Source organism: Paraburkholderia yinzeri (assembly GCF_046581065.1).
Lineage (GTDB): Bacteria > Pseudomonadota > Gammaproteobacteria > Burkholderiales > Burkholderiaceae > Paraburkholderia.
Genome location: NZ_JBFOCJ010000001.1, coordinates 2,173,749 through 2,198,857 on the forward strand (window position 1 = coordinate 2,173,749; position 25,109 = coordinate 2,198,857).

Annotated in this window: 23 protein-coding genes; 16 read left to right on the top strand and 7 right to left on the bottom strand. The window is 65.2% G+C overall.

Going from position 1 to position 25,109, the window contains the following annotated elements; genetic code table 11:
• Positions 1-6 precede the first annotated feature (6 nt).
• The 5 genes from WJ542_RS10355 to WJ542_RS10375 all read left to right on the top strand — a co-directional run bounded on the left by WJ542_RS10355 (position 7) and on the right by WJ542_RS10375 (position 5,359).
• A complete protein-coding gene (locus tag WJ542_RS10355; RefSeq protein ID WP_411189212.1) occupies positions 7-900 on the top strand; it encodes a tetratricopeptide repeat protein in 894 nt (297 codons plus the stop codon).
• Between the two features lie 42 nt (positions 901-942).
• Positions 943-1,311: a DUF3613 domain-containing protein gene (locus tag WJ542_RS10360; protein WP_411189213.1), complete on the top strand. Its 369-nt coding sequence runs from the start codon at positions 943-945 to the stop codon at positions 1,309-1,311.
• 82 nt (positions 1,312-1,393) lie between these two features.
• Positions 1,394-3,178, top strand: a complete 1,785-nt coding sequence (locus tag WJ542_RS10365) for a pilus assembly protein TadG-related protein (RefSeq protein WP_411189214.1) — start codon at positions 1,394-1,396, stop codon at positions 3,176-3,178.
• Between the two features lie 9 nt (positions 3,179-3,187).
• Positions 3,188-4,576, top strand: a complete 1,389-nt coding sequence (locus WJ542_RS10370) for a sigma 54-interacting transcriptional regulator (RefSeq protein WP_411189215.1) — start codon at positions 3,188-3,190, stop codon at positions 4,574-4,576.
• Between the two features lie 48 nt (positions 4,577-4,624).
• Positions 4,625-5,359, top strand: coding sequence for a DUF2968 domain-containing protein (locus tag WJ542_RS10375; protein ID WP_411189216.1), 735 nt, complete (start codon positions 4,625-4,627; stop codon positions 5,357-5,359).
• Between the two features lie 189 nt (positions 5,360-5,548).
• Here WJ542_RS10375 and WJ542_RS10380 read toward each other — a convergent pair whose 3' ends face one another.
• From WJ542_RS10380 to hfq, 3 genes are all read right to left on the bottom strand, one after another.
• Positions 5,549-6,742 carry a low temperature requirement protein A gene (locus WJ542_RS10380; RefSeq protein WP_411189217.1) on the bottom strand — a complete coding sequence of 398 codons (1,194 nt, stop codon included), beginning with the start codon at positions 6,740-6,742 and terminating at the stop codon, positions 5,549-5,551.
• A gap of 99 nt (positions 6,743-6,841) precedes the next feature.
• Complete coding sequence (locus WJ542_RS10385) at positions 6,842-7,033, bottom strand: hypothetical protein (protein WP_411189218.1); 192 nt, start codon at positions 7,031-7,033, stop codon at positions 6,842-6,844.
• A gap of 146 nt (positions 7,034-7,179) precedes the next feature.
• Complete coding sequence (hfq, locus tag WJ542_RS10390) at positions 7,180-7,668, bottom strand: RNA chaperone Hfq (RefSeq protein ID WP_411189219.1); 489 nt, start codon at positions 7,666-7,668, stop codon at positions 7,180-7,182.
• Positions 7,669-8,129: 461 nt separating this feature from the next.
• On the opposite strand from hfq, the gene WJ542_RS10395 reads away from it, so the two are divergent.
• A complete protein-coding gene (locus WJ542_RS10395) occupies positions 8,130-8,267 on the top strand; it encodes a hypothetical protein (RefSeq protein ID WP_411189220.1) in 138 nt (45 codons plus the stop codon).
• A gap of 25 nt (positions 8,268-8,292) precedes the next feature.
• Here WJ542_RS10395 and WJ542_RS10400 read toward each other — a convergent pair whose 3' ends face one another.
• Together WJ542_RS10400 and WJ542_RS10405 are read right to left on the bottom strand one after the other, a co-directional pair.
• The gene (locus tag WJ542_RS10400) at positions 8,293-10,116 is read right to left on the bottom strand and encodes an AMP-binding protein (protein WP_411189221.1); all 1,824 of its coding nucleotides are present in this window, start codon (positions 10,114-10,116) and stop codon (positions 8,293-8,295) included.
• A gap of 298 nt (positions 10,117-10,414) precedes the next feature.
• Entirely contained in the window at positions 10,415-11,632 is a 1,218-nt protein-coding gene (locus WJ542_RS10405) for an MFS transporter (protein ID WP_411189222.1), read from the bottom strand.
• 399 nt (positions 11,633-12,031) lie between these two features.
• Here WJ542_RS10405 and WJ542_RS10410 point away from each other — a divergent pair, with 399 nt between their 5' ends.
• Positions 12,032-12,805: an SDR family oxidoreductase gene (locus WJ542_RS10410; RefSeq protein WP_411189223.1), complete on the top strand. Its 774-nt coding sequence runs from the start codon at positions 12,032-12,034 to the stop codon at positions 12,803-12,805.
• Between the two features lie 98 nt (positions 12,806-12,903).
• On the top strand, positions 12,904-14,658 hold the full coding sequence (locus tag WJ542_RS10415) for a long-chain fatty acid--CoA ligase (protein WP_411189224.1): 1,755 nt from the start codon (positions 12,904-12,906) through the stop codon (positions 14,656-14,658).
• A gap of 40 nt (positions 14,659-14,698) precedes the next feature.
• Here WJ542_RS10415 and WJ542_RS10420 read toward each other — a convergent pair whose 3' ends face one another.
• Positions 14,699-15,088, bottom strand: a complete 390-nt coding sequence (locus WJ542_RS10420; protein ID WP_411189225.1) for a hypothetical protein — start codon at positions 15,086-15,088, stop codon at positions 14,699-14,701.
• Positions 15,089-15,494: 406 nt separating this feature from the next.
• Here WJ542_RS10420 and oxc point away from each other — a divergent pair, with 406 nt between their 5' ends.
• The 4 genes from oxc to oxlT all read left to right on the top strand — a co-directional run bounded on the left by oxc (position 15,495) and on the right by oxlT (position 20,471).
• Positions 15,495-17,240, top strand: a complete 1,746-nt coding sequence (gene oxc, locus WJ542_RS10425) for an oxalyl-CoA decarboxylase (protein WP_411189226.1) — start codon at positions 15,495-15,497, stop codon at positions 17,238-17,240.
• Positions 17,241-17,287: 47 nt separating this feature from the next.
• Positions 17,288-18,538: a formyl-CoA transferase gene (gene frc / locus WJ542_RS10430; RefSeq protein ID WP_411189227.1), complete on the top strand. Its 1,251-nt coding sequence runs from the start codon at positions 17,288-17,290 to the stop codon at positions 18,536-18,538.
• 136 nt (positions 18,539-18,674) lie between these two features.
• Complete coding sequence (locus WJ542_RS10435; RefSeq protein ID WP_411190522.1) at positions 18,675-19,109, top strand: PAS domain-containing protein; 435 nt, start codon at positions 18,675-18,677, stop codon at positions 19,107-19,109.
• Positions 19,110-19,163: 54 nt separating this feature from the next.
• Positions 19,164-20,471: an oxalate/formate MFS antiporter gene (gene oxlT / locus WJ542_RS10440; RefSeq protein ID WP_411190523.1), complete on the top strand. Its 1,308-nt coding sequence runs from the start codon at positions 19,164-19,166 to the stop codon at positions 20,469-20,471.
• Positions 20,472-20,495: 24 nt separating this feature from the next.
• Here the strand turns inward: oxlT and WJ542_RS10445 are convergent, their stop codons facing one another.
• Positions 20,496-21,212, bottom strand: coding sequence for an alpha/beta fold hydrolase (locus WJ542_RS10445; protein ID WP_411189228.1), 717 nt, complete (start codon positions 21,210-21,212; stop codon positions 20,496-20,498).
• Positions 21,213-21,661: 449 nt separating this feature from the next.
• Here WJ542_RS10445 and WJ542_RS10450 point away from each other — a divergent pair, with 449 nt between their 5' ends.
• From WJ542_RS10450 to WJ542_RS10465, 4 genes are all read left to right on the top strand, one after another.
• Entirely contained in the window at positions 21,662-22,339 is a 678-nt protein-coding gene (locus WJ542_RS10450) for a heavy metal response regulator transcription factor (RefSeq protein WP_411189229.1), read from the top strand.
• Positions 22,336-23,724, top strand: coding sequence for a heavy metal sensor histidine kinase (locus tag WJ542_RS10455; protein ID WP_411189230.1), 1,389 nt, complete (start codon positions 22,336-22,338; stop codon positions 23,722-23,724). The genes WJ542_RS10450 and WJ542_RS10455 overlap by 4 nt, the downstream gene beginning before the upstream one ends.
• A gap of 149 nt (positions 23,725-23,873) precedes the next feature.
• On the top strand, positions 23,874-24,680 hold the full coding sequence (locus WJ542_RS10460) for an alpha/beta hydrolase (protein WP_411189231.1): 807 nt from the start codon (positions 23,874-23,876) through the stop codon (positions 24,678-24,680).
• Between the two features lie 140 nt (positions 24,681-24,820).
• A complete protein-coding gene (locus tag WJ542_RS10465; RefSeq protein WP_411189232.1) occupies positions 24,821-25,108 on the top strand; it encodes a hypothetical protein in 288 nt (95 codons plus the stop codon).
• Position 25,109 lies beyond the last annotated feature (1 nt).

A 25,109-nucleotide genomic window follows, 5' to 3' on the forward strand; every position in this document is an offset into this window, starting at 1 on the left:
CCGGCCATGAAATTCGCTCACGAGGACATCATGAATCACATCGTTACGCGTCGAGCGCCGGCTGCGCGCGGCGCGCTTGCCGCCGCGGCATGCATGGCGCTTGTGGTACTCGCTGCCTGTGCGTCGAAGGAACAGGGCTACGGCGTGGGGCCGCAGGCCCAGGCCGAACTGCAGATGCGCGACGCCACGCGCGACCCGGCGCCCGATACGCCGGGCATGTACCTGGGGCTCATCCAGCGCATGCAGGCCGAGGGGCTCTATTACGCATCGCTCGCGCATATCGACGCGTACGAGCATCAATACGGCGCGAGCCCGGAGTCGATCGTGCTGCGCGCCGATGCGTTGCGCGCGACGGGGCAGTCGGCAGCGAGCGCCACGGCCTACATGCAGTTGCTGACGACGCCGTTCGCGGCGCGCGGCCATCGCGGCCTGGGTCTGCTCGCGGGCGCGGCCGGCGATTTTTCGAAGGCGGCCAGCGAACTGGCGGAGGCGTCGCGGCTGGAGCCCACCGATGCCACGACGCTCTCCGATCTCGGCTACGCGCTGCTGCGCGAGGGCGAGGTGGCGGCGGCGCGCGTGCCGCTGCTGAAGGCCGTCGAGCTCGATACGCATAACCCGAAGATCGTCGCCAATGTCGCGCTGTATTTCGTGGCGAGCGGCGATGCGGCAAGCGCGCAGGCCCTGATGGCGCAGGAGGGTCTCGCGCCGGCGGCGCGCGCGGCGATCGAGCGCGACGCGCAAAACGTCGCGCAGGCTCAGCACGCGCGCGAGATGGCACACGCGCGCGCGGCATTGGCGAGCGCGGCGATGCCCGCGCCGACGGCGGCAATGGCAAGTACACAGTCGGGCTGGCCGGGCGGGGAGGCGCAGCCGCGGCTCGTCGAGCGCTCTGCTCAATGACGTGCAATGACTCGCCAGGGCAGGCGGAACACGGGGAGCGATATGAAGAAGACGAATAACCGTAGCGGAAGCAGCGGCGGAAACGGCGGCGGAAACCGCGGCACGCGCAGGCAACTCGCGGCGCTCGCGCTTTGCGCGCTGCTAGCGCCGCAGGCCCATGCGCAGGCAACTGACGCCGCGCCGAACAGCGAGATCGGTCATTCGGCGAGCGCGTGGCTCGAACTCCAGCGCAGCAACGCGCAGGCCGCCCCGGCGCTGCCTATGCTGGGCGCGGAGGCAGGCCTCGCCTGGCGGCGCTACCTGAAGTCGTTCGATACGGAGATTCCGGCCTCGTTCGGCTCCTCGGTCGACACGGGACAGAGCCAGGCCAATATGGCCAATACGCCGGCGACTTCGGGCGGCTCGAACTGAGATGGATGCGCGCGAGCCCCTGCCGGTGCGCGCCGGCGCAGACGCAAGGCGGCCGCTGTTGCGGCGGCGCGCTCGCGCGCGTATGCCTGCGAGACGGGCGCGCGGCTCGATTGCGAGCATCGCGGCCCTCGCGCTCGTCGTGGCGGTGGCGGCGCTCGGGGTGCTCGATGTCGCCAACTTCTATCTCGCACGCCGCTCGCTGCAGAACGTCGCGGACCTCGCCGCGCTGGCCGCCGTGCAGCAGATGGACGACGCGTGCCAGCAACCGCCCATCACGGCAGCGGCGAATGCGGCGAGCAACGGATTCACCGTTTCGTCCACGCAGACGCTGTCGACCGTCTGCGGACGGTGGGATTCGAGCGGCAGCGGTATGGCGTTTACGCAGGCCTCCAATCCGCCCACTGCGGCCCAGTTGCCGCTCAATGGCGCGGAGGTGACGGTCACGCGCCTCGTGCCGTACTTCTTTGTCGGGCCGGCGCACGAGGTTTCGGCCGTAGCGACCGCCCAGGCCACGAATACGGACTCTTTCTCGCTCTCGACGACGCTGGTGCAGGCGGATCTGCTCAACGGGTTGCTGAGCGGCCTGCTCGGCACGAGCGTCAACCTGTCGCTGGCCTCCTGGAGTGGCCTGGCAAATACGACCATCAGCCTCGGCGATCTGGTGGCGCAGGCCAACGCGGGTACCGTGGATGGCCTGCTCAACACGAACGTCACGGTCGCGCAGCTCGCCCAACTCATGGCCAATGTGCTGCAGAAGCAAGCCGTCACGGACGCGAATGCGTCCGCCGCACTCGGCGCGCTGAACACGATTCTCTCCGCGAACATTCCCGGCACCACCAGCTTTGCGCTTGGCAATCGGCCGAATGCTCCCGGGCTGCTTTCGCTCGGGCTCGCCGATTCGAATGCCGCGCTCGACGCGACGATCTCGCCGCTGCAGGCACTCATCGTCGGCGCGGAGATCGCGCAGACCGGGCAGCCGCCGATCGGCCTGAACGTCAACCTGAACAACCTGACCGGCGGCCTCGGCACGCTGCCCGCGAGCCTGCAGTTAGCCGTGCAGATAGTCGAGCCGCCTTCGATCGGGGTCGGCCAGCCGGGCTACATTCCCGGCACGACGACGTGGCGCACCGTCGCGAGCACCGCGCAAATTCTCGTACTGCTCAATGTCGGGCTCGGCACATCGAGCCTGACCGTCAACATTCCGATCCTCGGCTCGCTCATCAACTTTCTGACGCAAGCCGTGGATGTGTCGGTTCAACTGCCGGTCTATCTCACGGTGGCTCCCGCCCAGGCATGGCTGACGTCGATCCAGTGCGCACCGACCGCGGCGGCGAGTGTCATCAATATCGGCGCCCAGACCGGTCTCCTCAACCTCTGCATCGGGCAGGCGCCCACGGGCCTGAACTCCACGCAGGCTTTCAGCTGCGGCACGCCCGCCACGATTGCGAACGTTGCGCTGGCGGGCCAGCCGGTCGCGACCGTAACGGCTGCCTTGCCGCTTGAGGCCTCGGTGCCGGCCGCCGATGCGGTCACGTTATCGTTCGACGGCAACGGTAATCCGCTCGGCAGCAACAGCACCAACGCGAACCAGCTTGGCCCGCTGCTTTCCGCCACGCTGTCGGACACGAGCCAGGCGCTGCTGCAGGGCAACGCGTTGAATGTCTCGCTGCTCGGCAGCCAGAGCATTCCGGCGGGTCCGCTCGTCGGCTTCGTCGGCAGCGTGCTCACCACCTTGCTTACCCCCGTGCTCGACACGCTCAGCACCGCGCTGATCGCCCCGCTTCTGCAACTGCTCGGCGTTCAGGTGGGGGTCGCCACCGTGACGCCGAGCCCCGCTGTCTGCGGCGTCGCGCAACTCGTCAAATAGAGCCACACGATGCGAACCACCACCCCCATCGAGGAACTCGATCTCTACGTCTGGGAGGGCAAGGCCGACATCGTCGAGCGCGTCGGGCGCTGCATGGCCAGTCTCGACGTCGACGTGATCCGCGCCGACGACACGGTCATCTCGCCGCAGCGGCTCGCCGCGCGCGCGTCCATTGCCGTGGTCAGCGTGAGCGTGATCGACACCGGTGCGCTCGTGCTGCGCGACTGGCAGGCTACCCACGGCATGCCCGTGATCTGGGTGGGCGCGGCGCCGCGCGACAATGACCCGGCCATGTACCCGGCGGAGTACTCGTACATCCTGCCGCTCGACTTCACCTGCGCCGAGCTTCGCGGGCTCGTCTCGAAGCTCGTGATCCAGTTGCGCGCGCATTCGGCGCAAACGGCGGGCGCCGACGTGCTCGTCGCCGAATCGGAATCGATGCACGCGCTAATGAAGGAAGTCGAGACCTTCGCCGACTGCGAGACGAGCGTGCTCGTGCACGGCGAGACCGGCACGGGCAAGGAGCGCGTGGCCGAGCTGCTGCATCGCAAGAACGCGCGCTACGGCCAGGGCCCGTTCGTCGCCGTGAACTGCGGCGCGATTCCCGACGGTCTTTTCGAATCGCTCTTCTTCGGCCATGCAAAAGGCTCGTTTACCGGCGCGGCGGTTGCGCACAAGGGCTACTTCGAGCAAGCCGACGGCGGCACGCTTTTCCTCGACGAAATCGGCGACCTGCCGCTCTACCAGCAGGTCAAGCTGCTGCGTGTACTGGAGGACGGCACGGTCACGCGCATCGGTTCGGCCACGCCCGTGAAGGTGGATTTCCGGCTCGTCGCGGCCACCAACCGGCAGTTGCCGAATCTCGTGAAGGAGGGCACGTTCCGCGCCGATCTCTACTACCGGCTCGCGGTGATCGAACTGATCGTGCCGTCGCTCGAGGAGCGCGGGGCCGTGGACAAGATCGCGCTCTTCAAGGCGTTCGTGGCGATCGTGGTGGGCAAGGAGCGGCTCGCCACGCTGCCCGAGCTGCCGTACTGGCTTGCCGATTCGGTTGCGGCAATGCGCTTTCCGGGCAACGTGCGCGAGTTGCGCAACCTGGCCGAGCGCATTGGGGTCACGGTGCGCCAGACGGGCAGTTGGGACGCGCCGCGCCTGCGCCGGCTGCTGGCGGGCGCGCTTGGGGTACAGCCGGCCGCAGCGGAGGCCGGGCTGCCGGTGATCGATCGCAGCAAATGGGACATGGCCGAGCGCAGCCGGTTGCTGGCGGCGCTGGATCAGAACGGCTGGCGGCGCAAGGATACGGCCCAGTTCCTCGGCATCAGCCGCAAGGTGCTGTGGGAAAAGATACGCAAGTACCAAATTTTCGACGAGGAGCCCGAAACCCGGGAAAGTGAGTGATAATTAGCCGGTTTTGCCAAAACTAGAACTGTTCAAAGCAGGGACTACATGGACTACAAGTGGAGAGTTCGACAGGCGGCACTGGCAGTCATGGTGCTGTTCGGGGGGACCGAGGCCGGTTGCGCGCAGGCGCTGCCGCAAGACGCTGGGGTGACCACCCAGCCGGCGGTCCAGGCGGCGCCCGCTGCAACGGAGGCGTTGCCGGCAACGGCCGCTTCTGAACCGGCGGCCCAAAGCCAAACGATTGCGCTGACGCCGGAAGAGGCGCAGCAGAACGCGGCGGGCAATGTGGCCGAGCTGCAGCAGATGATCCGCGGGTCGGATCTGAACGAGCTGCGCACGACCTACAACGGCACGTACGGCGCGAGTCTGCTGTTTTACGGCAAGGAGATGATCTACTACGTCGCGCTGTTCCAGAACAAGACGTTCTGGCGCGTCATCAAGACCAGTGACGAGACGCGCGCCGAGGCCATTTACCGCGACTTCGCGCAAAAGTCCCAGCAGCTCGCCGAAGTGGAGATCCGCCGGATCCGGCTCTCGGCGCAAAAGGCCTTCACCGACCGCATGATCGCGCTGACTCAGGATCACGCGAACCGTCTCCAGGCGGATCTCGCGATTGCGCGTCAGCAACAGGCGGTCGTGTCCGACCAGCAGAAGCAGACGCGCGACCAGGCGAATGCGCTGCAGGTCGAGAAGGCGGCGGCTCAGGACCAGTTGCGGGCCGCGCAGCGTCAGGTTCGCGAGCTGCAGCGTCAGGTTGAGGGCGGCTTGCCGGTCCAGTGAGCAGAATGCCGCCCTCGCAAGCGGCATGATGTTGGAGCGGGGCGGAAAATCCGGGCTGGCATGCTGGCCCGGTATGCCGCTTATCCCGGCTTTCCGCACTTTCGCTCGCGCAGTGTCTTCAATGCGGCGCCCCACCACGGGGCGCCGTTTTCATTCGTGCCGGTGTTCCGGCTTTGCGCAGGCCGCGGTCTAAGGCACGCTCAGCCGGTGTTCCTCTGCGCCGCTGCGGCGCGACACGCTTTCCCAGATCGCCACGACGATCATCACGCCGGTCGTCAGCGCGCCGGCCATCAGCAGGTCGGTGTGCAGCGCGAGCGGTGCCGCCAACGCAAAGAGTGCGAGTCCGATCCAGTGCGAGAGCGGGAACCAGCCGTAGACCACGCGCTTGTAGAACCCGTTGCCGATTACATAGAGCGCGGGACCGCCGATCAGTAGCGCCGCCTCGGTCATGCCGACGCGCGTTGCCGGATGCAGTATGACGAGATCGTCGCCGGCGGCGGCTGCGATCATGCCGGCAATCAGCACGGCGTGGACATAATGGAACGCCGCAGCCATCAGGCCCGGCTCTTCCGCTTCCTCGATCGCCCGGCTGCCCGCGCGGCTGCTCGTGTCGAAGTACACCCACCACATGGCGATGCTGCCCGCGAAGCAGACCGCGAACGCGATCGCGACAGGAACGCTCCATTGCGCGATGTCGGAGAAGGTGGCGCCCGTGACCACCACCGATTCGCCCAGCGCGAGGATCACGAAGCCCTGGCAGCGCTCGGCGATATGGCCGCCCGCGGCGGTGCGCCAGTCGGCGCCGGTCGAGCGGCCGAGCAGGGGGAGCGGGAAGCCGAACATCGGCGAGACGTATTCGCACAGCACGGCCGCGCTCCACCAGACGAGGCGCGCATAGCCGTCGGCGAAACCGCCCGCGATCCAGAGGCAGCCCGAGATGGCGAGCCAGCTCGCGATGCGGCGGAAGTTCGCGGTGAGCGCATGGCGCGGGCCGAGGAACACCAGCACGACGAGACTGCGCCCCAGTTGCAGCACGACATAGCTTGCGGCGAACATCAGGCCGCGCGAGCCGAACGCGAGCGGCAGGCTCGCGGCCAGCACCATGCCGACGAGCATCGCCGCGAAGAGCAGCAGCCGCACCGGGATGCGATCGGGGTCGAACCAGTTCGTGACCCAGCACGTGTACTGCCAGCCCAGCCAGACGGCGAACCAGAGCACGAGCGTTTGCACGGCGCCGACGACCGAAAGATCGTGGACGAGCCGGTGCGAGAGCTGTGTGACGGCGAAGGCGTAAATGAGGTCGAAGAACAGCTCGACGTAGGTCACGGCGGCATGGGCGCCGTCGCGCTCGCGCAGGAAATGGGCGTTACGGGTCGCGCTCATGCGGGCAGGGGAGAAAGGGTCACCAAAATACGCACAAGGGATGCACGAAAGGGCGCACAGACGCCTCACGCCCGCGCGATGCTTGCGCTTCGTCCGGGCTCAGTGCTTGCCGCCGTGGTGGCCGCCGCTGTGGTGCTTTTTCTTGCCGTCCCCGTCGTCCTTGCCGGACTCGCGGTTGCCGCGCTCGGGCTCCACGGCGATAGGATCGCTGGCCGGAAAAGTTTCTTCGAGCGCTTCGTCGAGCGGATCTTCCGGCGCGGGTGCAGGGGTTTTCGGCTTCGATGCGCTCATGACGTTCTCCGTGGAGGGATCATGCGCACCAGCATATCGCAACCGATAAAACCATGAACGCGAGCGGGTTGCGGCCAGCCACGGCAATGCCTGCCTGATGGGGGCCGCGGGGCAGGCGTACGCCTGCCCCGCGCGAGCAGAAGGGATCAGGTGTTGCCCGAGCCGTCGCCGCCGTTGTTGTTGCCGCCGTTATTGACGGTGCCGTAGAGGCGGCGGCGGCGCGTAACGACGACCGGGCCGTCCTGCGGTGCACGCTCGCCGCCCGCGGGGGTGGGTGCGGACCACGATTCGCGCGGTTCGCGCGGCTCTCTGGGTTCGCGCGGCTCGCGTGATTCACGCGGGCCGTGGCCCCCATGGCTGCCGTGCGGGCCGCGGCTCGTATGTTCGCCGCCGTGTGCGGGGCGCGCCGGACGCGGACCGGGGCGCGTGCCCGTATCGAGCTGGATCGTGGAGATGGCTCGCTTGTAAATGCCTTGCAGGCCGACGGGCGTGCGCAGCATCACCAGATACTGATCGAACGACTCGATGCAGCCGGTCAGGCGAATGCCGTTGACCAGATAGATTTCGACGCGCTTTCGTTCCTTGCGCGCGGCGTTCATGAAGTCGTTTTGCGGATGCGATTCTGCGGAAGCCATGGACGAATTTTGACCTGGCGGCTCGATGCCGCATTCAGTTGGAAACGTTTGCTCGCCGGGATTCTACCCTGTGTCGACGAGACGCGCGAAAGTGAACATACATTACTGCAGCACTATACCGGCTTGGAACCGGCTTCGCAGATCGGTTTCGGGTGGGCATTGTTGTGTCCCCTGTGGTCGAGCGGGCGGCCGCCGCGCGCCGTAACCTCGCCTCACGATGCACGACACTCACGCCTACACTGTAGCAGTACGCTGTGACAGTACGCCGCATTTACCGCGCGCGTCCTCACAGGGTAGGGCAAAGCGGCCGTGCACGCGCGACTTGTATCGGACTCGATTGTCGCGTTGCGTACCTCATTTCTTCCGTGCGCCGGCTCACACGTGGCGAGCTCTCGCCGCACAGGGGCATGGCAAGGTATCCCAGGCAAACCGGCCGGGCGTGTTTCGTGAAGGAGGCGACGATGAGACGGTGGTGCACATTGCTTGCGTGGCTGATGCTGGCCACGATTTCCGCCACAGGGCTTGCCGCATGCAGTGGCATGGGATCGAGCAGCGGTTCGTCGGGAAGCTCGGGCAGCAGTTCGAGCAGCAGCTACTGACGGGCCGGCGTCGGCAGCCGGGATTTCAGGCGGTGGACGAGCCCGCCGCCTGTTTCCTGATTTCTTCGTCGCGCAATTCGCGCCGCAGGATCTTGCCGATGTTCGACTGCGGGAGCGTTTCGCGGAACTCGACGAGGCGCGGCACCTTGTAGCCCGTGAGTTGCTGGCGGCAGAACTGGATCAGCGCCTCTTCGGTGAGCGCTGGGTCGCGCTTCACGACGAACACCTTGATGCGTTCGCCCTGCACGGGGTCGGGCACGCCGATCGCCGCGACCTCGCGCACGCCCGGATGGGCGGCCAGCACGTCTTCGATCTCGTTCGGATACACGTTGAAGCCGGAGACGAGGATCATGTCCTTCTTGCGGTCGATGAGACGCACGTAGCCTTGCACGTCCATCACACCGATGTCGCCCGTGGCGAGCCAACCCTCCTCGTCGAGCACTTTGGCCGTTTCGTCGGGACGGTTCCAGTAGCCCCGCATCACCTGCGGACCCTTTACGCACAGCTCGCCGGCTTCGCCGACGTTCGCCCAGTTGCCGTCGTCGCGGCGAAAGCGCACGAGCGTCGAGGGCGCCGGCAGGCCCACCAGTCCTTCGAAGTCCTGCATATGTTCGATATCGACGGGAGTCATCGTCACGATCGGCGAGCATTCGGTCAGGCCGTAGCCCTCGACGATCGGCTTGCCCGTCACGGTCTTGAAGCGCTCGGCCACGGCCTTCTGCGTGGCCATGCCGCCCGCCATCGCGAGCTTGAGGCCCGAGAAGTCGCGCTGGCGGAACGCCTCGTTGTCGAGCAGCGCGTTGTAAAGCGTGTTGACCGCCGACATGCAACTGAAGGTCTCGTGGCGGATCGTCTTCACGACGCGCTGGATATCGCGCGGATTCGCAATAAGGATGTTGCGGCCGCCGAGCGCCATGAAGATCATCGCGTTCACGGTGAGCGAATAGATGTGATAAAGCGGCAGTGGTGTAAGGACGGTTTCCTGGTGGTTCGCGCTGGCGTCGAACTGGCCGCCGGTCCACGCTTTGGCCTGCAGCAGGTTGGCGATCATGTTGCCGTGCGTGAGCATCGCGCCTTTGGCGACGCCCGTGGTGCCCCCCGTGTATTGCAGGAAGGCAAGATCGTCGAACTCGACGTTCACGGGCGCCACAGGGCGGCGTGCGCCCTGTGCGAGCACTTCGAGAAGCGGCATGGCCTGCGGCAGACGATACGACGGGACCATCTTCTTCACGTGCCGCAGCATGAAGTTGATGAAGCGGCCCTTGAGGTTGAAGCCTTCGCCGAGCAGGTCGCCGAGTCCCGTCACGACAATGCGCTTCACGCGCGTGCCGGGCAGCGCCTCTTCGAGAACCCTGGCGAAGTTTTCGAACACGACGATGGTTTCGGCACCGCTGTCCTTGAGCTGATGGGCGAGTTCGCGTGCCGTGTAGAGCGGGTTCACGTTGACCACGACGGCGCCGGCCTTGAGCGTGCCGAAGAGCGCCACCGGGTACTGCAGCGTGTTGGGCAGCATGATGGCGACGCGCTCGCCGGGCTTTACCCCCTGGCCTTGCAGCCACGAGGCGAATGCGGTGGCGCGGCGCGCGAGCGCGGCATAGGTCATCGGCGAGCCGGCGCTCACGTAGGCCACGCGATCGCCGAAGCGCGCCGTGCAGTGGTCGAAGAACTGCGCGAGCGAGCGGTATTGATGCACGTCCACGTCGCGCGGCACATCGGCCGGATATGACGCGTACCAGGTGCCGTCCGTGTCGGGTGCGTTGGGTGCCCCTGTCTGCCCCTTGGTCTGCGGCGCGGCGATTGGGGCCGAGGTGGCGTCGGTGGCCGTGGGCGTGCGGGGCGTGTCGGTCATGAGGTCTCTCCGGGCGGCGTGTCATAGTGGAAGCACGCCGCGTAGACGGCGGCGGCGATCTTGCGCGGCTCATCGTGCGGCGGCGGGTCTGGCGGCTTGTTCTCGATGTTTGTTCGCGAGCGTCGGGCCAGTCGTCAGCTCGAATCGTGCCACGGCATGGCGCGGCGCGAAAGCGCGCGGCGTGCCCTCGGTGTGCCTGCAGCGTGCCGATACGCAAAAACAAAAGCCGCGCGGGGCAAACCCGGCGCGGCTTCGGATTGCCGGGCAGCAGGGGAAACGCTGCGCCCGCGCACGAAGGTCAGGCGCTCGACACCTCTTTGGCCGACTGCGTCATGTCGATGCCTCGGCGCTCGCGCCCGAACAGGATCATCACGGCGATCAGCACGGCCACGGTGCCGGCCACGGCGGCCATCGCCATGCCGTAGTTGTTGTCGTGGGTCGAGGCGAACGATGCCTGCATCGTAGCGTTGACCGAGGCGAGCAGGTTGCCGAGCTGGTAGACGAGACCCGGGAACGTCGCGCGGATTTCGTCGGGCGAGATCTCGTTCAGGTGCACGGGAATCACGCCCCATGCGCCCTGCACGGAAATCTGCATGAGGAACGCGCCGAGCGCGAGCAGCAGCGGCCCGCTCGAAAAGGCCCACAGCGGCAGCACCGGCAGCGCGATCAGCGCGGCGATGCAGATTGCCTTGCGGCGGCCGATCCGCTCGGAGATCGACCCGAAGAACAGGCCGCCCACGATCGCGCCGATGTTCAGCACGATCGTGATGAGCGAGACCGTGTGCGGATCGAAGTGATGCTGTTCGCGCAGGAAGGTCGGATAGAGATCCTGGGTGCCGTGCGAGAAGAAGTTGAAGCAGGTCATCAGCACGATCGCATAGATCGACAGCGCGAAGTTGTGCTTGAGGGTGGCGAGCAGGCTCGGGCGAGTGCGCTTTTCCATGACCTGGAACGCAGGCGACTCGGGCACGTGGGCGCGCACGTAGAGCACGAGCAGCGCCGGCAGCACGCCAACGAAGAACATGCCGCGCCAGCCGATGAATTGATAGAGGACGCCGAACACGACCGAGGCGAGCAGATAGCCGCTCGGATAACCGGCCTGCAGGAGGCCCGAGACCCAGCCGCGCGCCTTGGGCGGAATGGTTTCCATCGTCAGCGCCGAGCCCACGCCCCATTCGCCGCCCATCGCGATGCCGAAGAGCGCGCGCAGCACGAGGAAGGTGGTGAGATTCGGCGAGAAGCCGGTGAGCAGTTCGAGCAGGGAGTAGCACGCGATATTGATCATCAGCGTGGGGCGACGGCCGAACTTGTCGGCAAGCCGGCCGAAGATCAGCGCGCCGAGCGGGCGCATGGCCAGCGTGAGCGTGAGCGCGAATGCGACTGCGGGGATCTTGGTGTTGAATTCGGTGGCAATGTCTTTCAGAACGAAAACCGTCAGAAAGAAATCGAACGCGTCGAGTGTCCAGCCCAGGTAGGCGGCAATCGTCACGTTTCTCTGTTCCCGCGTCCAGCTCATTGATTGTTCTCCTGATATGCCTTTACGGCGCCGTCTGCAGCGGCGGTGTCTCCTGCGGTCCGCGACACCCCCCGGCGGCGGACTTGCCGCGAGTGTACGCCCGGCATTAAACATTTGCATGGTTGCGGGCGCCAACCTCGGGCTAATCCCTGGAGTCATTCGTTATGAATCGTTGCCCAATGGTTTTGTCGATGGCTTGCGTGTAATAAAAATGAAAGATTGAGGGTGCGGCTGTACGAGAGCGCGTGCGCTCTTGCGGTCCGCGCAATAGATTCTTTAATGAACGACCGTGCTTTTCCTGATTTACCGCGCCGGATTGCCTCGCTAGAATCGTCCGTCAGTTCATGAGGGCCGCGTGGCGGAGTGCTTGCGGCCCGGAAACATCAAGGAGACGAAGACATGCAGGTCAGGGACATGTTCGAGCTGGGCGGGCAGGTCGCCCTCGTCACCGGCGGCTCGCGCGGCCTCGGGTTGCAGATGGCGCAGGCGCTGGGCGAGATGGGCTGCCGCGTGGTCATCACCGCGCGCAAGGCCGACGAGCTGGCCGAGGCGCAGCGGCACCTGCAGGGGCTTGGGATCGAAGTGACGACGGTGGTGAGCGATCTGCAGCACGCGGCGAGCGTCGCGCCGCTCGTGGACGAGGCGCTGGCTGCCTGCGGCAGGATCGACATTCTCGTGAACAACGCGGGCGCCACCTGGGGCGCGCCGGCCGAGGATTATCCCGACGAGGCCTGGCACAAGGTCATGAACCTGAACGTCAACGCGCCATTCTTTCTCGCGCGCGAAGTGGGCAAGCGCTGCATGATTCCCCGCAAGAGCGGGAAGATCATCAACATCGCGTCGATCGCGGGGCTCAAGGGCGCGCTCGGCTCCATGCAGGCCATCGCGTACAACACGTCCAAGGCGGCGGCCATCAACTTCACGCGCGCACTGGCCGCCGAGTGGGGCAAGTACGGCATCAACGTGAATGCGATCTGCCCAGGTTTCTTCCCCTCGAAGATGTCGGCAGGACTGCTCGACAAACTTGGCCAGACCGTTATCGATCACACGCCGCTGCATCGCCTGGGCGACGACGACGACCTCAAGGGCGCCGTCGTGTTCCTCGCGAGCGCCGCGGCGCGTCACATCACGGGACAGTATCTGGCCGTCGACGGCGGCGCCAGCGTTGTCTGATGTTCCTCCCCCGTTCGCGCGCGAGGGTCCGCGCGCGAACCGCTTGCACGATCGGCGCGCCGCGCTCGTGGCGCGCCTTCAACGAGACGGAATGGTCCATGTCCTCATCAGCCTCGCCGCAGTCCGCATCCCGGTCGTCGACTTCCGTCGAACGGGCACAAGCCGAGCCGCAACAAGCAGGATCGCACCTGCCGTCGCCGTTCTGGCCGCCGCATCTTTCGCCGCATCTGACGATTCCGGCTACGAACCTGTTCTATAACGCCGAGGTTTCGGCGGCACGCTATCCCGACAAGCCTTTTATCGTCTTCTACGACACGCCCGTAACCTTCGCGCAGTTCAGGGACGAGGCCGAGCGCGTGGCCGGCTGGTTGCAGCAGCGCTGCGGCGTGAAGGCGGGCGACCGTGTGCTGCTCTACATGCAGAACAGCCCGCAGTGGGTGCTCGCGTACTACGGCATCCTGCGCGCGAACGCGGTAGTCGTGCCGGTCAATCCGATGAATCTGACCGACGAACTCACGCATTACGTGGAGGACAGCGGTGCGACCACGGCTTTCGTCTCGCAGGAACTCCATGCGCGCATCGCGCCGCACGTGAGCGAGGGCGACGGGCCGGGGCTGCGTCACCTGATCGTCGCGACCTATTCCGACTACGTGAAGGGCGAGCCTTCGTCGCCGCCGCCCGAGTTCGTGAGCGCGCCGCGCCACGTCGAGGGGCCCGGCGTGACGCATTGGGCCGATGTGCTGGAGGCGCGCTGCGCGCCGGGCCCGCTGACGGCCGGCGCGGACGATCTCTGCGTGATGCCCTATACGTCGGGCACGACCGGCAAGCCCAAGGGGTGCATGCACACGCATCGTAGCGTGATGAGCACGGCCGTGGGCGGCTGCAACTGGTTCGGCAGCAATCAGGATGCCGTACAACTTTCGGTGCTGCCGTTCTTTCACGTCACCGGCATGCAGGGCGGCATGAACAGCCCGATCTACAACGGTTCGACGATCGTGATTCTGCCGCGCTGGGATCGCGACGCCGCGGCGCGCGCGATCGAGCACTACCGCATCAACGGCTGGCAGGCGATCTCGACGATGGTGGTCGATTTCATTTCGAACCCGCGCATCGGCGAATACGATCTGTCGAGTCTCTCCTGGATGCGCGGCGGCGGCGCGACGATGCCCGATGCCGTTGTCAAGAAGCTGCGCGACCTCACGGGGCTCGAGTTCGTCGAAGGCTATGGCATGTCCGAAACCATGGCGGGCACGCACATCAATCCGCCGCAGCGCCCGAAGCGGCAATGCCTCGGCATTCCGGTCTTCGACGTGGAGTCGCGCGTGATCGACCCGATCACGCTGGAGGAAGTGCCGGACGGCGAGTCGGGCGAGCTGATCATGCACGCGCCGCAGGTGATGCAGGGCTACTGGCGCAATCCGGAGGCGACGCGCGAGGCCTTCATCGAGCGCGACGGCAAACGCTTTCTGCGCACAGGCGATCTGGTGCGCCGCGACGAGGAGGGCTATTACTTCATTACCGACCGCCTGAAACGCATGATCAATGCCTCGGGTTTCAAGGTATGGCCGGCCGAAGTCGAGGCGCTGATGTACCGCCATCCCGCGATCAAGGAGGTATGCATCATCGGCACGCAGGACGAGCGGCGCGGCGAGACGGTCAAGGCTTATGTCGTGCTCGACCCGAAGCAGGTGGGCGCCGTGAGCGCGGACGACATCATTGCCTGGGCGCACGACAACATGGCGGCCTACAAGGCGCCGCGCGTCGTCCAGTTCGTCGAGACGCTGCCCAAGTCGGGCAGCGGCAAGATCCTGTGGCGCAAGCTGCAGGAGGACGAGGCGAACGCGGCGCGTTAGCCTGGCGGCATCCTTCGCGCGCCGCTCAGGTGCCACTCAGTCAGGTGCCGGCCAGCGCAGGCAAGCCTGCGCCCGCCTCGCCCCAGCCATACTCCGCGCCGGCCTCTTTGGCCGGCGTTTCTTTTGTCACGCCCTGTAGCACCACGCGCCCCGCGAGCCATTCGCCGGGCGCCCGCGCGTGCTTGGGCGCGAGGATGGCGTCGCTCAGGAAATCGATGCTGTAAGCACGCAGAAGATGGGGATGATGCGCGCCAATATAGGCGGCAAGGCGTGCGCGCTCGCCCTCGATTGCCGCAAGCGCGCGGAGCGTTTGCGCATCCCAGCGAAAGCGCAGGCCCAGTTCGGCAAACGCGGAATTGAACGCGCTCAGGTGCGCGTGCAATTGGGTGTCGTGTTCGGCGGCGGGCCGGTTGAGGAATGGTTGGCTCATGACAGTCTCCTTCCTGAATGTTCATTGGCATGAACGGAAGGGTAGGAGCGCCGATGAATAGACGACAGTTAAAGATTTTTCTGATTTGTATTCGCTCTTGCTTATCGACTGGTGAGCCTGCCGGGCCGGGCAGGCCGCGATTTCTGCCCGATATCGCATGAAACGCGTGCGTCGATAAGTTTCCGGTCTGAATCGCAACGCGCCGAAGCGGAGGAATCGATATGGACTCCGTAACGTATGCGGCGTCGCGCCACCCGTGTAATGGGCTGGCAGGGCCGTGGTGCAAGGGTCCGGCGTTCTTCGCAGCGCGCCCCCCTTTGAACGGGCAAAAAGCCGCTTGACTAATGTGGTGTGTGAAATATTGTATATCACAGCTCACCCCACGCCCCGCCCAAGAGGAGACGTCATGGCAGAAGCAGGCATCAACGAGGCGCAGACGGCCGCTGTGCCACCCGCGCAGGAAATGACCGATGGCTTTCATCTCGTCATCGAAGCGCTGAAACTCAACGATATCGACACGATCTTCGGGCTCGTCGGCATTCCCATCACCGATCTCGCCCGTCTCGCCCAGGCCGAGGGCATGCGTTTCATCGGCTTTCGTCACGAGCAGAACGCGGGCAACGCCGCCGCTGTCGCGGGCTATATAACGAAAAAGCCCGGCGTTTGCCTCACCGTCTCCGCGCCCGGCTTCCTCAATGGCCTTACGGCGCTAGCCAATGCCACGACCAATTGCTTTCCGATGATCCTCATCAGTGGTTCGAGCGAGCGCGAGATCGTCGATCTGCAGCAGGGCGACTACGAGGAGATGGATCAGTTGAATGCCGCGAAGCCCTATGCGAAGGCGGCTTATCGCGTGCTACATGCCGAGGACATTGGGATTGGCATCGCGCGCGCAATCCGCGCGGCGGTGTCGGGCCGCCCCGGCGGCGTCTACCTCGATCTGCCTGCCAAACTACTGGCGCAGACCATCGGGGCCACGAAGGGCAGGCAGTCGCTCGTGAAGGTCGTAGATGCCGCGCCTCGCCAGATTCCCGCCCCGGACACGGTGAAGCGGGCGCTCGATGTATTGAGAACTGCGAAACGTCCGTTGATCCTGCTCGGCAAGGGGGCAGCCTACGCGCAGGTCGACGCGCCGATCCGCGCGCTGATCGAAAAGACCGGCATTCCGTACCTGCCGATGTCGATGGCCAAGGGGCTGTTGCCCGACACGCATGAACAGTCGGCTTCGGCGGCGCGCTCGTTCGTGCTTGCCGAGTCCGACGCCGTGCTGCTGATTGGCGCGCGCCTGAACTGGCTGCTTTCGCACGGCAAGGGCAAGACCTGGGGCGCGCCCATGCGCAAGCGTTTCGTCCAGATCGACATCGCGCCCACCGAGATCGACAGCAACGTCGCGATCGAAGCGCCTGTGATCGGCGATATCGGCTCATGCGTCGAGGCGCTGCTCGAAGGTCTCGGTCACGATTTCCCGAAGCCGCCGGCCGAATGGCTCGACGCCGTCGCCCAGCGCAAGACGCAGAACCTCGCGAAGATGGCCGCGACGCTGGCGAAGAATCCGACGCCGATGAACTTTCACAGCGCGCTGCGCGCCATTCGCGACGTGCTGAAGACGCGGCCCGAAATCAACGTCGTCAACGAAGGCGCGAACACGCTCGACTACGCGCGCAGCATCATCGACATGGTTCAGCCGCGCAAGCGCTTCGACTCGGGCACGTGGGGAATCATGGGTATCGGCATGGGCTTCGCCATCGGCGCGGCCGTGACGAGCGGCACTCAAGTGGTCGCTATCGAGGGCGACAGCGCATTCGGCTTCAGCGGCATGGAACTGGAAACCATCTGCCGCTACGACTTGCCGGTCTGCACGATCGTCTTCAACAACAACGGCGTCTATCGCGGCACCGACGTCAATCCCACGGGCGGGCCCGACGTGGCGCCCACCGTCTTCGTCAAGAACGCGCGCTACGACCGGATGATGGAAGCGTTCGGCGGTGTGGGCCACCACGCCACCACGCCCGGGCAGCTTGCGGCAGCGCTTGTCGAGGCGATTGCCTCGGGTAAGCCGACGCTCATCAATGCCGTCATCGACGAGTCGGCCGGCACGGAAAGCGGGCGCCTCACGAATCTGAATCCGCAGAGCGCGGCTGCGAAGCAATGAGTTCAACCGAACAAAACGCATCGGTCCAGGAACCAGGAGATAAGGCAATGAGCAAACCCCTCGACGGCATCAAGATCATCGACTTCACGCACGTGCAGGCGGGTCCCGCCTGCACGCAGATGCTTGCGTGGTTCGGTGCGGACGTGATCAAGGTGGAGCGTCCGGGTGCGGGCGACGTCACGCGCAGCCAGTTGCGCGACATTCCGGACGTCGATGCGCTGTACTTCACGATGCTCAACAGCAACAAGCGTTCGCTGACGCTCGACACCAAGAAGCCCGAAGGCAAGGAGGTGCTGGAGAAGCTGATTCGCGAATCGGACGTGATGGTGGAGAACTTCGGTCCCGGTGCGCTCGATCGCATGGGATTCACCTGGGAGCGCATCAAGGAACTCAATCCGAAGATGATCGTCGCCTCGGTGAAGGGTTTCAGCGAGGGGCATCACTACGATGACCTAAAGGTCTACGAGAACGTGGCGCAATGCGCGGGCGGCGCCGCTTCGACAACGGGCTTCTGGGACGGCCCCCCGACGGTGAGCGCCGCCGCGCTGGGCGACAGCAACACGGGTATGCATCTCGCCATCGGCATCCTTACGGCGCTGATTGGCCGCGACAAGACGGGCCGGGGGCAGAAGGTGGCCGTTTCGATGCAGGACAGCGTGATCAACCTCTGCCGCGTGAAATTGCGCGACCAGCAGCGCCTCGATCGCGTGGGCTACCTCGAAGAGTATCCGCAGTATCCGCACGGCAGCTTCAGCGATGTCGTGCCGCGCGGCGGCAATGCGGGCGGCGGCGGCCAGCCGGGTTGGGTGCTCAAGTGCAAGGGCTGGGAAACCGACCCGAACGCGTACATCTACTTCACGATCCAGGGGCATGCGTGGGAACCGATCTGTCACGCACTCGGCAAGCCGGAGTGGATCGACGACCCCGGCTACAGCACGCCGAAAGCACGTCAACCGCACATCTTCGAGATCTTCAATACGATCGAGGCGTGGCTGGCCGACAAGACGAAGTTCGAGGCCATCGACATCCTGCGCAAATACGACATCCCTTGTGCGCCGGTTTTGAGCATGAAGGAAATCGCGAACGATCCCTCGTTGCGCGAGAGCGGCACCATCGTCGAAGTGCCGCACAAGGAGCGCGGCACCTACCTGACGGTTGGGAGTCCGATCAAATTCTCGGGGCTCAAACCGGAGATCAAGGGGTCGCCGCTGCTTGGCGAGCATACCGACGAGGTGCTGGCGGATCTGGGCTACACGCCCCAGCAGATCGCCGCGCTGCACGAGGTTCGCGCGGTATGAGGGCAGCCGGCACGGCAGCAAGCGCCGCCGTGCCGGCGGATAGCGCTACCGCAGGCAGGGCGGCGTGCCGCGGCTGCTCAGAGGCGGCGTCCCCACGATACACGGCGATATGCCGTTCACCGATCGAACTTTTGCCATGCAATCTGCCATCGATTTCGCGCAGCTCGCCGACGCTATCGGCGACGCCATCGTCATTTCCGACGCAACTGGCGACATCACGTACTGGAACCGCGCTGCGACCCGCATGTTCGGCTACACCGAGGCCGAGGCGATGGGCCGCACGCTCGACCTGATCATCCCGGAACGTTTGCGCGGGCGGCACTGGGAGGGCTATCACAAGACGATGAAAAGCGGACAGACGCGCTACGGCAACGATGTGCTCCGGGTACCCGCCGTGGACAAGGCCGGCCGCGCGCTATCGATTGCCTTTACGGTCGCGCTGCTGCGTGCACCCAGCGGCGCGGTGACGGGCGTTGTCGCCGTGATTCGCGACGAGACGGCGCGCTTCCAGGAGGAGCGCGGCCTGCGCAAACGGCTCGCGGAACTGGAGGCGCAAGTGCAGCAGGGCTGATTGGGCGAGGCAGAGACAGAAACGGAGAGAGACAACGTGGCACATACTGATCGCATGGCAGCCGGTTATACCGCGCGGCGGCACAACCGCTGGGTGCAGCTCGTTGCGGGTATCGTCTGCATGGGGCTCGTCGCAAACCTGCAGTACGCGTGGACACTCTTCGTTGTCCCGATGGATGCCCGCCACCATTGGGGCCAGGCGGCGATTCAACTGGCGTTTTCGATATTCATCGTTACCGAAACGTGGCTCGTGCCCGTGGAGGGCTGGCTCGTCGACCGGTTCGGCCCGCGTCCCGTCGTGATGGGCGGCGCTTGCTGCGTCGCGCTGGGCTGGGTGCTCGACGCCTGGGCGCCGGTGCTGCCCGTGCTTTACGTTGCCGCGGTGATATCGGGCATCGGAGCGGGCTGCGTCTACGGCACATGCGTGGGGACGGCGCTCAAATGGTTCCCGGACCGGCGCGGTCTCGCGGCGGGCATGACGGCTGCGGGTTTCGGCGCGGGCGCCGCGCTCACCGTGATCCCGATCTCGAACATGATTCAGCATGCGGGCTACGAGCGCGCGTTCGTATTCTTCGGAGTCCTTCAGGGGGTGTGCATCCTGGCGCTCGCAACCCTGATGGTCAGGCCGAAGCCGCCGGCCCACGCGGCAGGGAAGAAGCGTGTCGTGGCCACCAAAACCGACTATACGACGCGAGAGATGGTGCGCGCGCCGCTGTTCTGGGTGATGTATGCGATGTTCGTGTGCGTGGCGTCGGGCGGTATCATCGCGACCGCGCAGATCGGGCCGATCGCGAAGGCCTACGGTTTCGCGGCGATGCCGGTCACGTTCGCGAGCGTCACGCTGCCGCTGCTCACGATGACGCTGTCGATCAACAATCTCTGCAACGGCTTCACGCGGCCGCTGTGCGGTTTCATTTCGGACCGTATCGGCCGGGAAAATACCATGTTCATGACGTTCATTGGCGAAGGACTGGCCTTGTTCGGCTTGCGCTGCTTCGGTCACGATCCGTGGCTCTTCATGCTGTTCTCGGGGCTCGTTTTCCTGTTCTACGGTGACATCTTCTCGAACTTCCCCGCAACCTGTGCCGACACGTTCGGCGCGCGATACGCGGCCGCCAATGCCGGCACGCTTTATACGGCGAAGGGCACGGCAGCGCTGCTGGTGCCCGTGGCGACCTTGCTCGCGCTGCACGGCGGCTGGAACGCCGTGTTCGAGTTCGGAGCCTGCGTGGCGATGGCGGCGGGCGTGTGCGCGAAGCTCGTCCTGCAGCCGATGCGGCGGCGCTGGATCTTCCGTTCGGCAGCGCCGGCCACCGTATCCGAAGGCGTATTCGCGGCGCCGGCGCTGGGGTCCCAGGAGTAGCGGTTCGCTTGACGTCCACTTCATTCACGCGGTGGCCTGCCGCATTCGGGCGATAGCGTCGATTGCGTAGACGATCGCACCGGGGTCGTCGCGCTGGACGAAGTGTTCGCTCGACGGCAGACGCACCAGCGTCGCGCGAGACGACAGGCGCAGAAAAGTTTGCTGCAACCGCTCCCACTCGGACTGCAGCGCGTTGCGCCGTTCAGGCGGGAAGAGCCGGGAATTCCGATACGACCCGGCCACGAGGACCACCAGCGGCAGGTCTCCGAGCGATCCCGTCGCCCGGACTTCCCGAAAGCTCGCCGGAAAATCGATTCGTTCTACCGTCGATTGCGGATCGCGCCATGCGCCGCGCCAGAGCGTCTTCATTTGCGTCAATGCGGGCGGATCCGCTTCCGTGGGTTTGGAAAAGGCGTCGGAGAAGACGTCGAACTGATCCTCGTGCATGGCCTCGACCAGTACGAGACCCTGCACCTCCGTCCGATAACGATGCGCGAAAATCCGCATCAGCAATCCGCCGAACGAGTGGCCGACAAGCAGCCAGGGAGGCGGCAGGCCGCTCGCGCGGAGCAGGCGGGCGAGTCGATCGGCCATGACGGATGCATCCTGGGGCCCGGTCGCCGGACCACTCGCGCCTCGCCCGACGCGATCGTAGCGGAACACGCGAAAGCGGTCTTCGATTTGCGACTGCACGCCTTGCCACTCGGCGCTTTCGGCGCCCAGACCCGTCTCCAGCACCACCGTGGGCGTACCTGTCCCGGACGACCACCATGCGAGACGATGGCCGTCGATGTCGGCAAATTGCGCGCGCGGCAGTGAGATCATGCAGCCTCCTGTGTCGATGCGGCGGGTCTCCCGTTGACCCGGCAAAGAAGGTTATTTTCCTCCCGAACGGGATCGACCGGCCGTTGGTCCGCTACTGCGGGCTGTCGCGGTGCGACTGGCGTGCTGTTTGCCATTTCGCTCGTCATTTTTTTGTAATGATCGGGTAACGGCCCTGTTCGGCCGCTCTTTTTAGACTGCCATCACGTCCTGCCCAGGCGCCGTGTCACGATGCCGATCGAGGCGCATCATTAACGCAGGGCTCGATCGGATCCGCAGGAAGGCGCGGCTCCAGGCGTGAAATAGCGAAGGGGCGGCGCAGCAGGACGGCCGCCGTCATGCAGAGGGAAGTTCGGAGATTGGATAACATGAGAATTCTGGTCATCGAAGACGAAGCCAAAACGGGCGAATACCTGCAGAGCGGATTGACGGAGGCCGGCTACGTGGTGGATGTGGCCACGAACGGCATCGACGGACTGCACCTTGCGCAGGAGATGCGCTACGACCTGATCTTGCTCGACGTGATGATGCCGGAAATGGATGGCTGGACCGTCATGAAGAAGCTCGGTGACCGCACGCATACGCCGGTGCTGTTTCTGAGCGCGCGCGGCACGCTCGAGGACAGGCTGAAGGGACTTGACCTTGGCGCCGACGATTACCTCGTCAAGCCTTTTTCATTCGCCGAACTGCTGGCGCGCGTGCGCATCATCTTGCGTCGCGGCCAGCCCCAGAAGCAGGAGGAAGAGGTTTTCGAAGTGGGGGATCTGCGTGTCGATGTTCCGAGGCGGCGGGTCGAGCGGGGCGGTATTCGCGTCACGCTGACCAACAAGGAATTCAACCTGCTGCAGTTCTTCGTGCAGCATCAGGGACAGGTGCTGTCCCGTACCGTGATCGCCTCGCGCGTGTGGGACATGAATTTCGACAGCGACAGCAACGTCGTCGATGTCGCGGTGCGCCGCCTGCGGCAGAAGATCGACGATCCTTTCCCCGTTCGCCTGATCCACACGGTACACGGCGTGGGGTACCGGTTCGAGCACGAAGCATGAAGCGCCTCTCGCTCACGACGCGGCTTGCAGTGCTGTACGCCCTGATCGCGTTTGCCGCGATGGAACTGTTCGGTGCGTTCCTGTATCGAGCGTTGGAGCAGCAATTGATGGTACGCGACGACGGCGCACTGGTGACGAGAGTCGACCAGATCCGCACGCTGATGAACGACGTCGACGTGCGCGAGCTGATTCGCGACAAGCCGCACCTGTTCGCCAACATGCTCGGCAACACGGAATCGCTGCTGGTCGTGCGTTCGCCGGGCGAGACACCGCTCATCACGGTGAATCCGGGCCACAGGGCGGTGCCCGATACGACGCCGGTGCCGGCGGATGCCCCGCTCACGCTCGGCGCCGTCCAGCATACGCGCGCGGCGGACGGAACGCCGTTCATCTACGTGGCCGCCGCCGTGCACGATATCGCCGAGCCCCACGACCTGCAGATCATCTCAGGACGGATGCTGACCGAACGCACGCGGCTGTTGCAGGAGTACCGGAACCAGATTCTGCTATGGGCCTCGACGGTGGCGTTCATGGTTGCCTTGCTCGCCTTCGTTGTCGCACGTCGCAACCTGCACCCATTGCGCCTTCTCGCGGCGCAAACGGGAGCAATCGGCATCGACACGCTCTCGACCCGTATCGGGCAGCACTCGGCACCGCCCGAGCTCGACGCGCTGATTGCGGCATTCAACGGTATGCTCGATCGCCTCGAACGCGGGTTCACGCAGTTGAAGCAGGTGTCCGCGGATATGGCGCACGACCTGCGCACGCCTATCGGCAACCTGCTGGGGCAGACCGAAGTCGGCTTGAGCCAGACGCGTGACATTGCGTATTACCAGCGGCTGCTCGGCTCGAACTTCGAGGAACTGCAGCGGCTTTCGAAGATGCTGGACAACATGCTGTTTCTCGCGCGGACCGAGCATGCGGACAATGCCATCGAGCGCAGCGACCTGCTGCTCGCCGACGAGTTCGAACGCATGCAGGAGTATTTCGAAGGCCTCGCGGACGAGCGCAACGTCGGCCTGGAGTGGCGCGGCGACGGGTACGTGTCGGCGGATCCGCTGATGCTGCGTCGCGCGCTGGGAAATCTGCTGGCGAATGCCTTGCGGTATGCGGAACCGGGCACGGCGATCACGACCGTGGCGGAGCAGGGCGTCGATCGAACGACGATCCACGTCGAAAATCATGGCCCGACGATCGAGCCGCATCACCTCGAACGGATCTTCGATCGCTTCTATCGAGCAGATCCCTCGCGGCAGCGGTCGTCGGAATCGAGCGGGCTTGGACTCTCGATCGTGCGCGGCATCATGTCGTTGCACGGCGGGACGTGCCATGCAACGAGCGGCAACGGCGTGACGCGCTTTACGCTTGTGTTCCCACGGTCCTGAGACACGGTTGATTGCTTCATGACAGGTGCCACTCGTGCTTTGCAGGTTTCCACATGTTTAGTTATACGAATCAATAGAGATGATTTACCCCGCACGTGGCGGATTACCCCGGGTGCTCTCGTGTTTGCCGGAATGCAACCGAACCTTTTATGTCCTTCCAGGAGATTCAAATGAACTTTCGACTGTCTTGCGCTGCGCTGGCCGCTCTTTCCTTCACGTTGGCAAGTCATGCGGCGTGGGCCCAAACCGACGCGGCGGCGACGCCCACTCCGGTACACAATGTCGTGCTCGTCCATGGCCTGTACGCCGACGGTTCGAGCTGGGGGAAAGTGATCCCGCTGTTGCAGGCCAAAGGCCTGCATGTGACGGCGGTCCAGAATCCGACGACGTCGTTCGACGCGGACGTCGATGCCGTCAAACGGGCGCTCGCCCAGCAGGATGGCCCCACGCTGCTGGTAGCGCACTCGTATGGCGGCATGGTGATCAGCCAGGCCGGCGACGATCCCAAGGTTACCGGCCTTGTGTACATTGCGGCGCGGGCGCCCGACGCCGGCGAGGACTATCCCGCGCTGGCCCGCAAGTTCCCGGCCGCCCCGGCATCGGCCGGCGTGCACTGGTCTTCGGACGGCTACGGCGCACTCTCCGAGAGCGCGTTCGTGAAGGACTTCGCGGGCGATCTGCCGGTTTCGGAAGCCGAAGCCTACTATGCGGTGCAGCAGCCGATGGGCAAGGCGATCACGTCGGCGAAGACGACGGTCGCCGCCTGGCACGACAAGCCCACGTGGTACGCGGTGTCGACCGAAGACCGCACCATCAACCCCGATTTCGAGCGCTTCATGGCTAACCGGATGAAAGCCCATACGATCGAGATCGACTCCAGTCACGTTTCATTGATCTCTCATCCGCAGGAGGTTGCTAACCTGATTCTGGAGGCAGCGGGGCAGCCGGCGAAGTGAGATCGCCAGCGTGTTGCGGCGGGGGGACGTTACGCCGCAACACTCGCATGCCGGCCTGTACGCGCCGCGGGTGCGGCAAACCGCGCTATGATGACGTGCCTGGCAGTGAGATACCAGTATTTGTTCCAGTCACGAAAGCGATGAAACAACGTACATGGCCCAGAATCACCGCCGCCTGTTCCCCCCTGGCGCTCACGCTGCTTGGGGGGTGTGCCGCCCGCGGCGCACCGTCCTATGTGCTGTTCGGCGCGTACTTTCCTTTCTGGCTTCTGAGCTCCGTGACCGGCATCGCGGGCGCCCTCGTCGCCCATCGCGCATTCGTCGCGACCGGCTGGGTCCGCACAGTGCCTTACCAGCTTTCTGTCTGCACCGCGATTGGCGTTGTCGTCGGGGTGCTCGTCTGGCTATCGGGAACGGGGCAACTCTGAT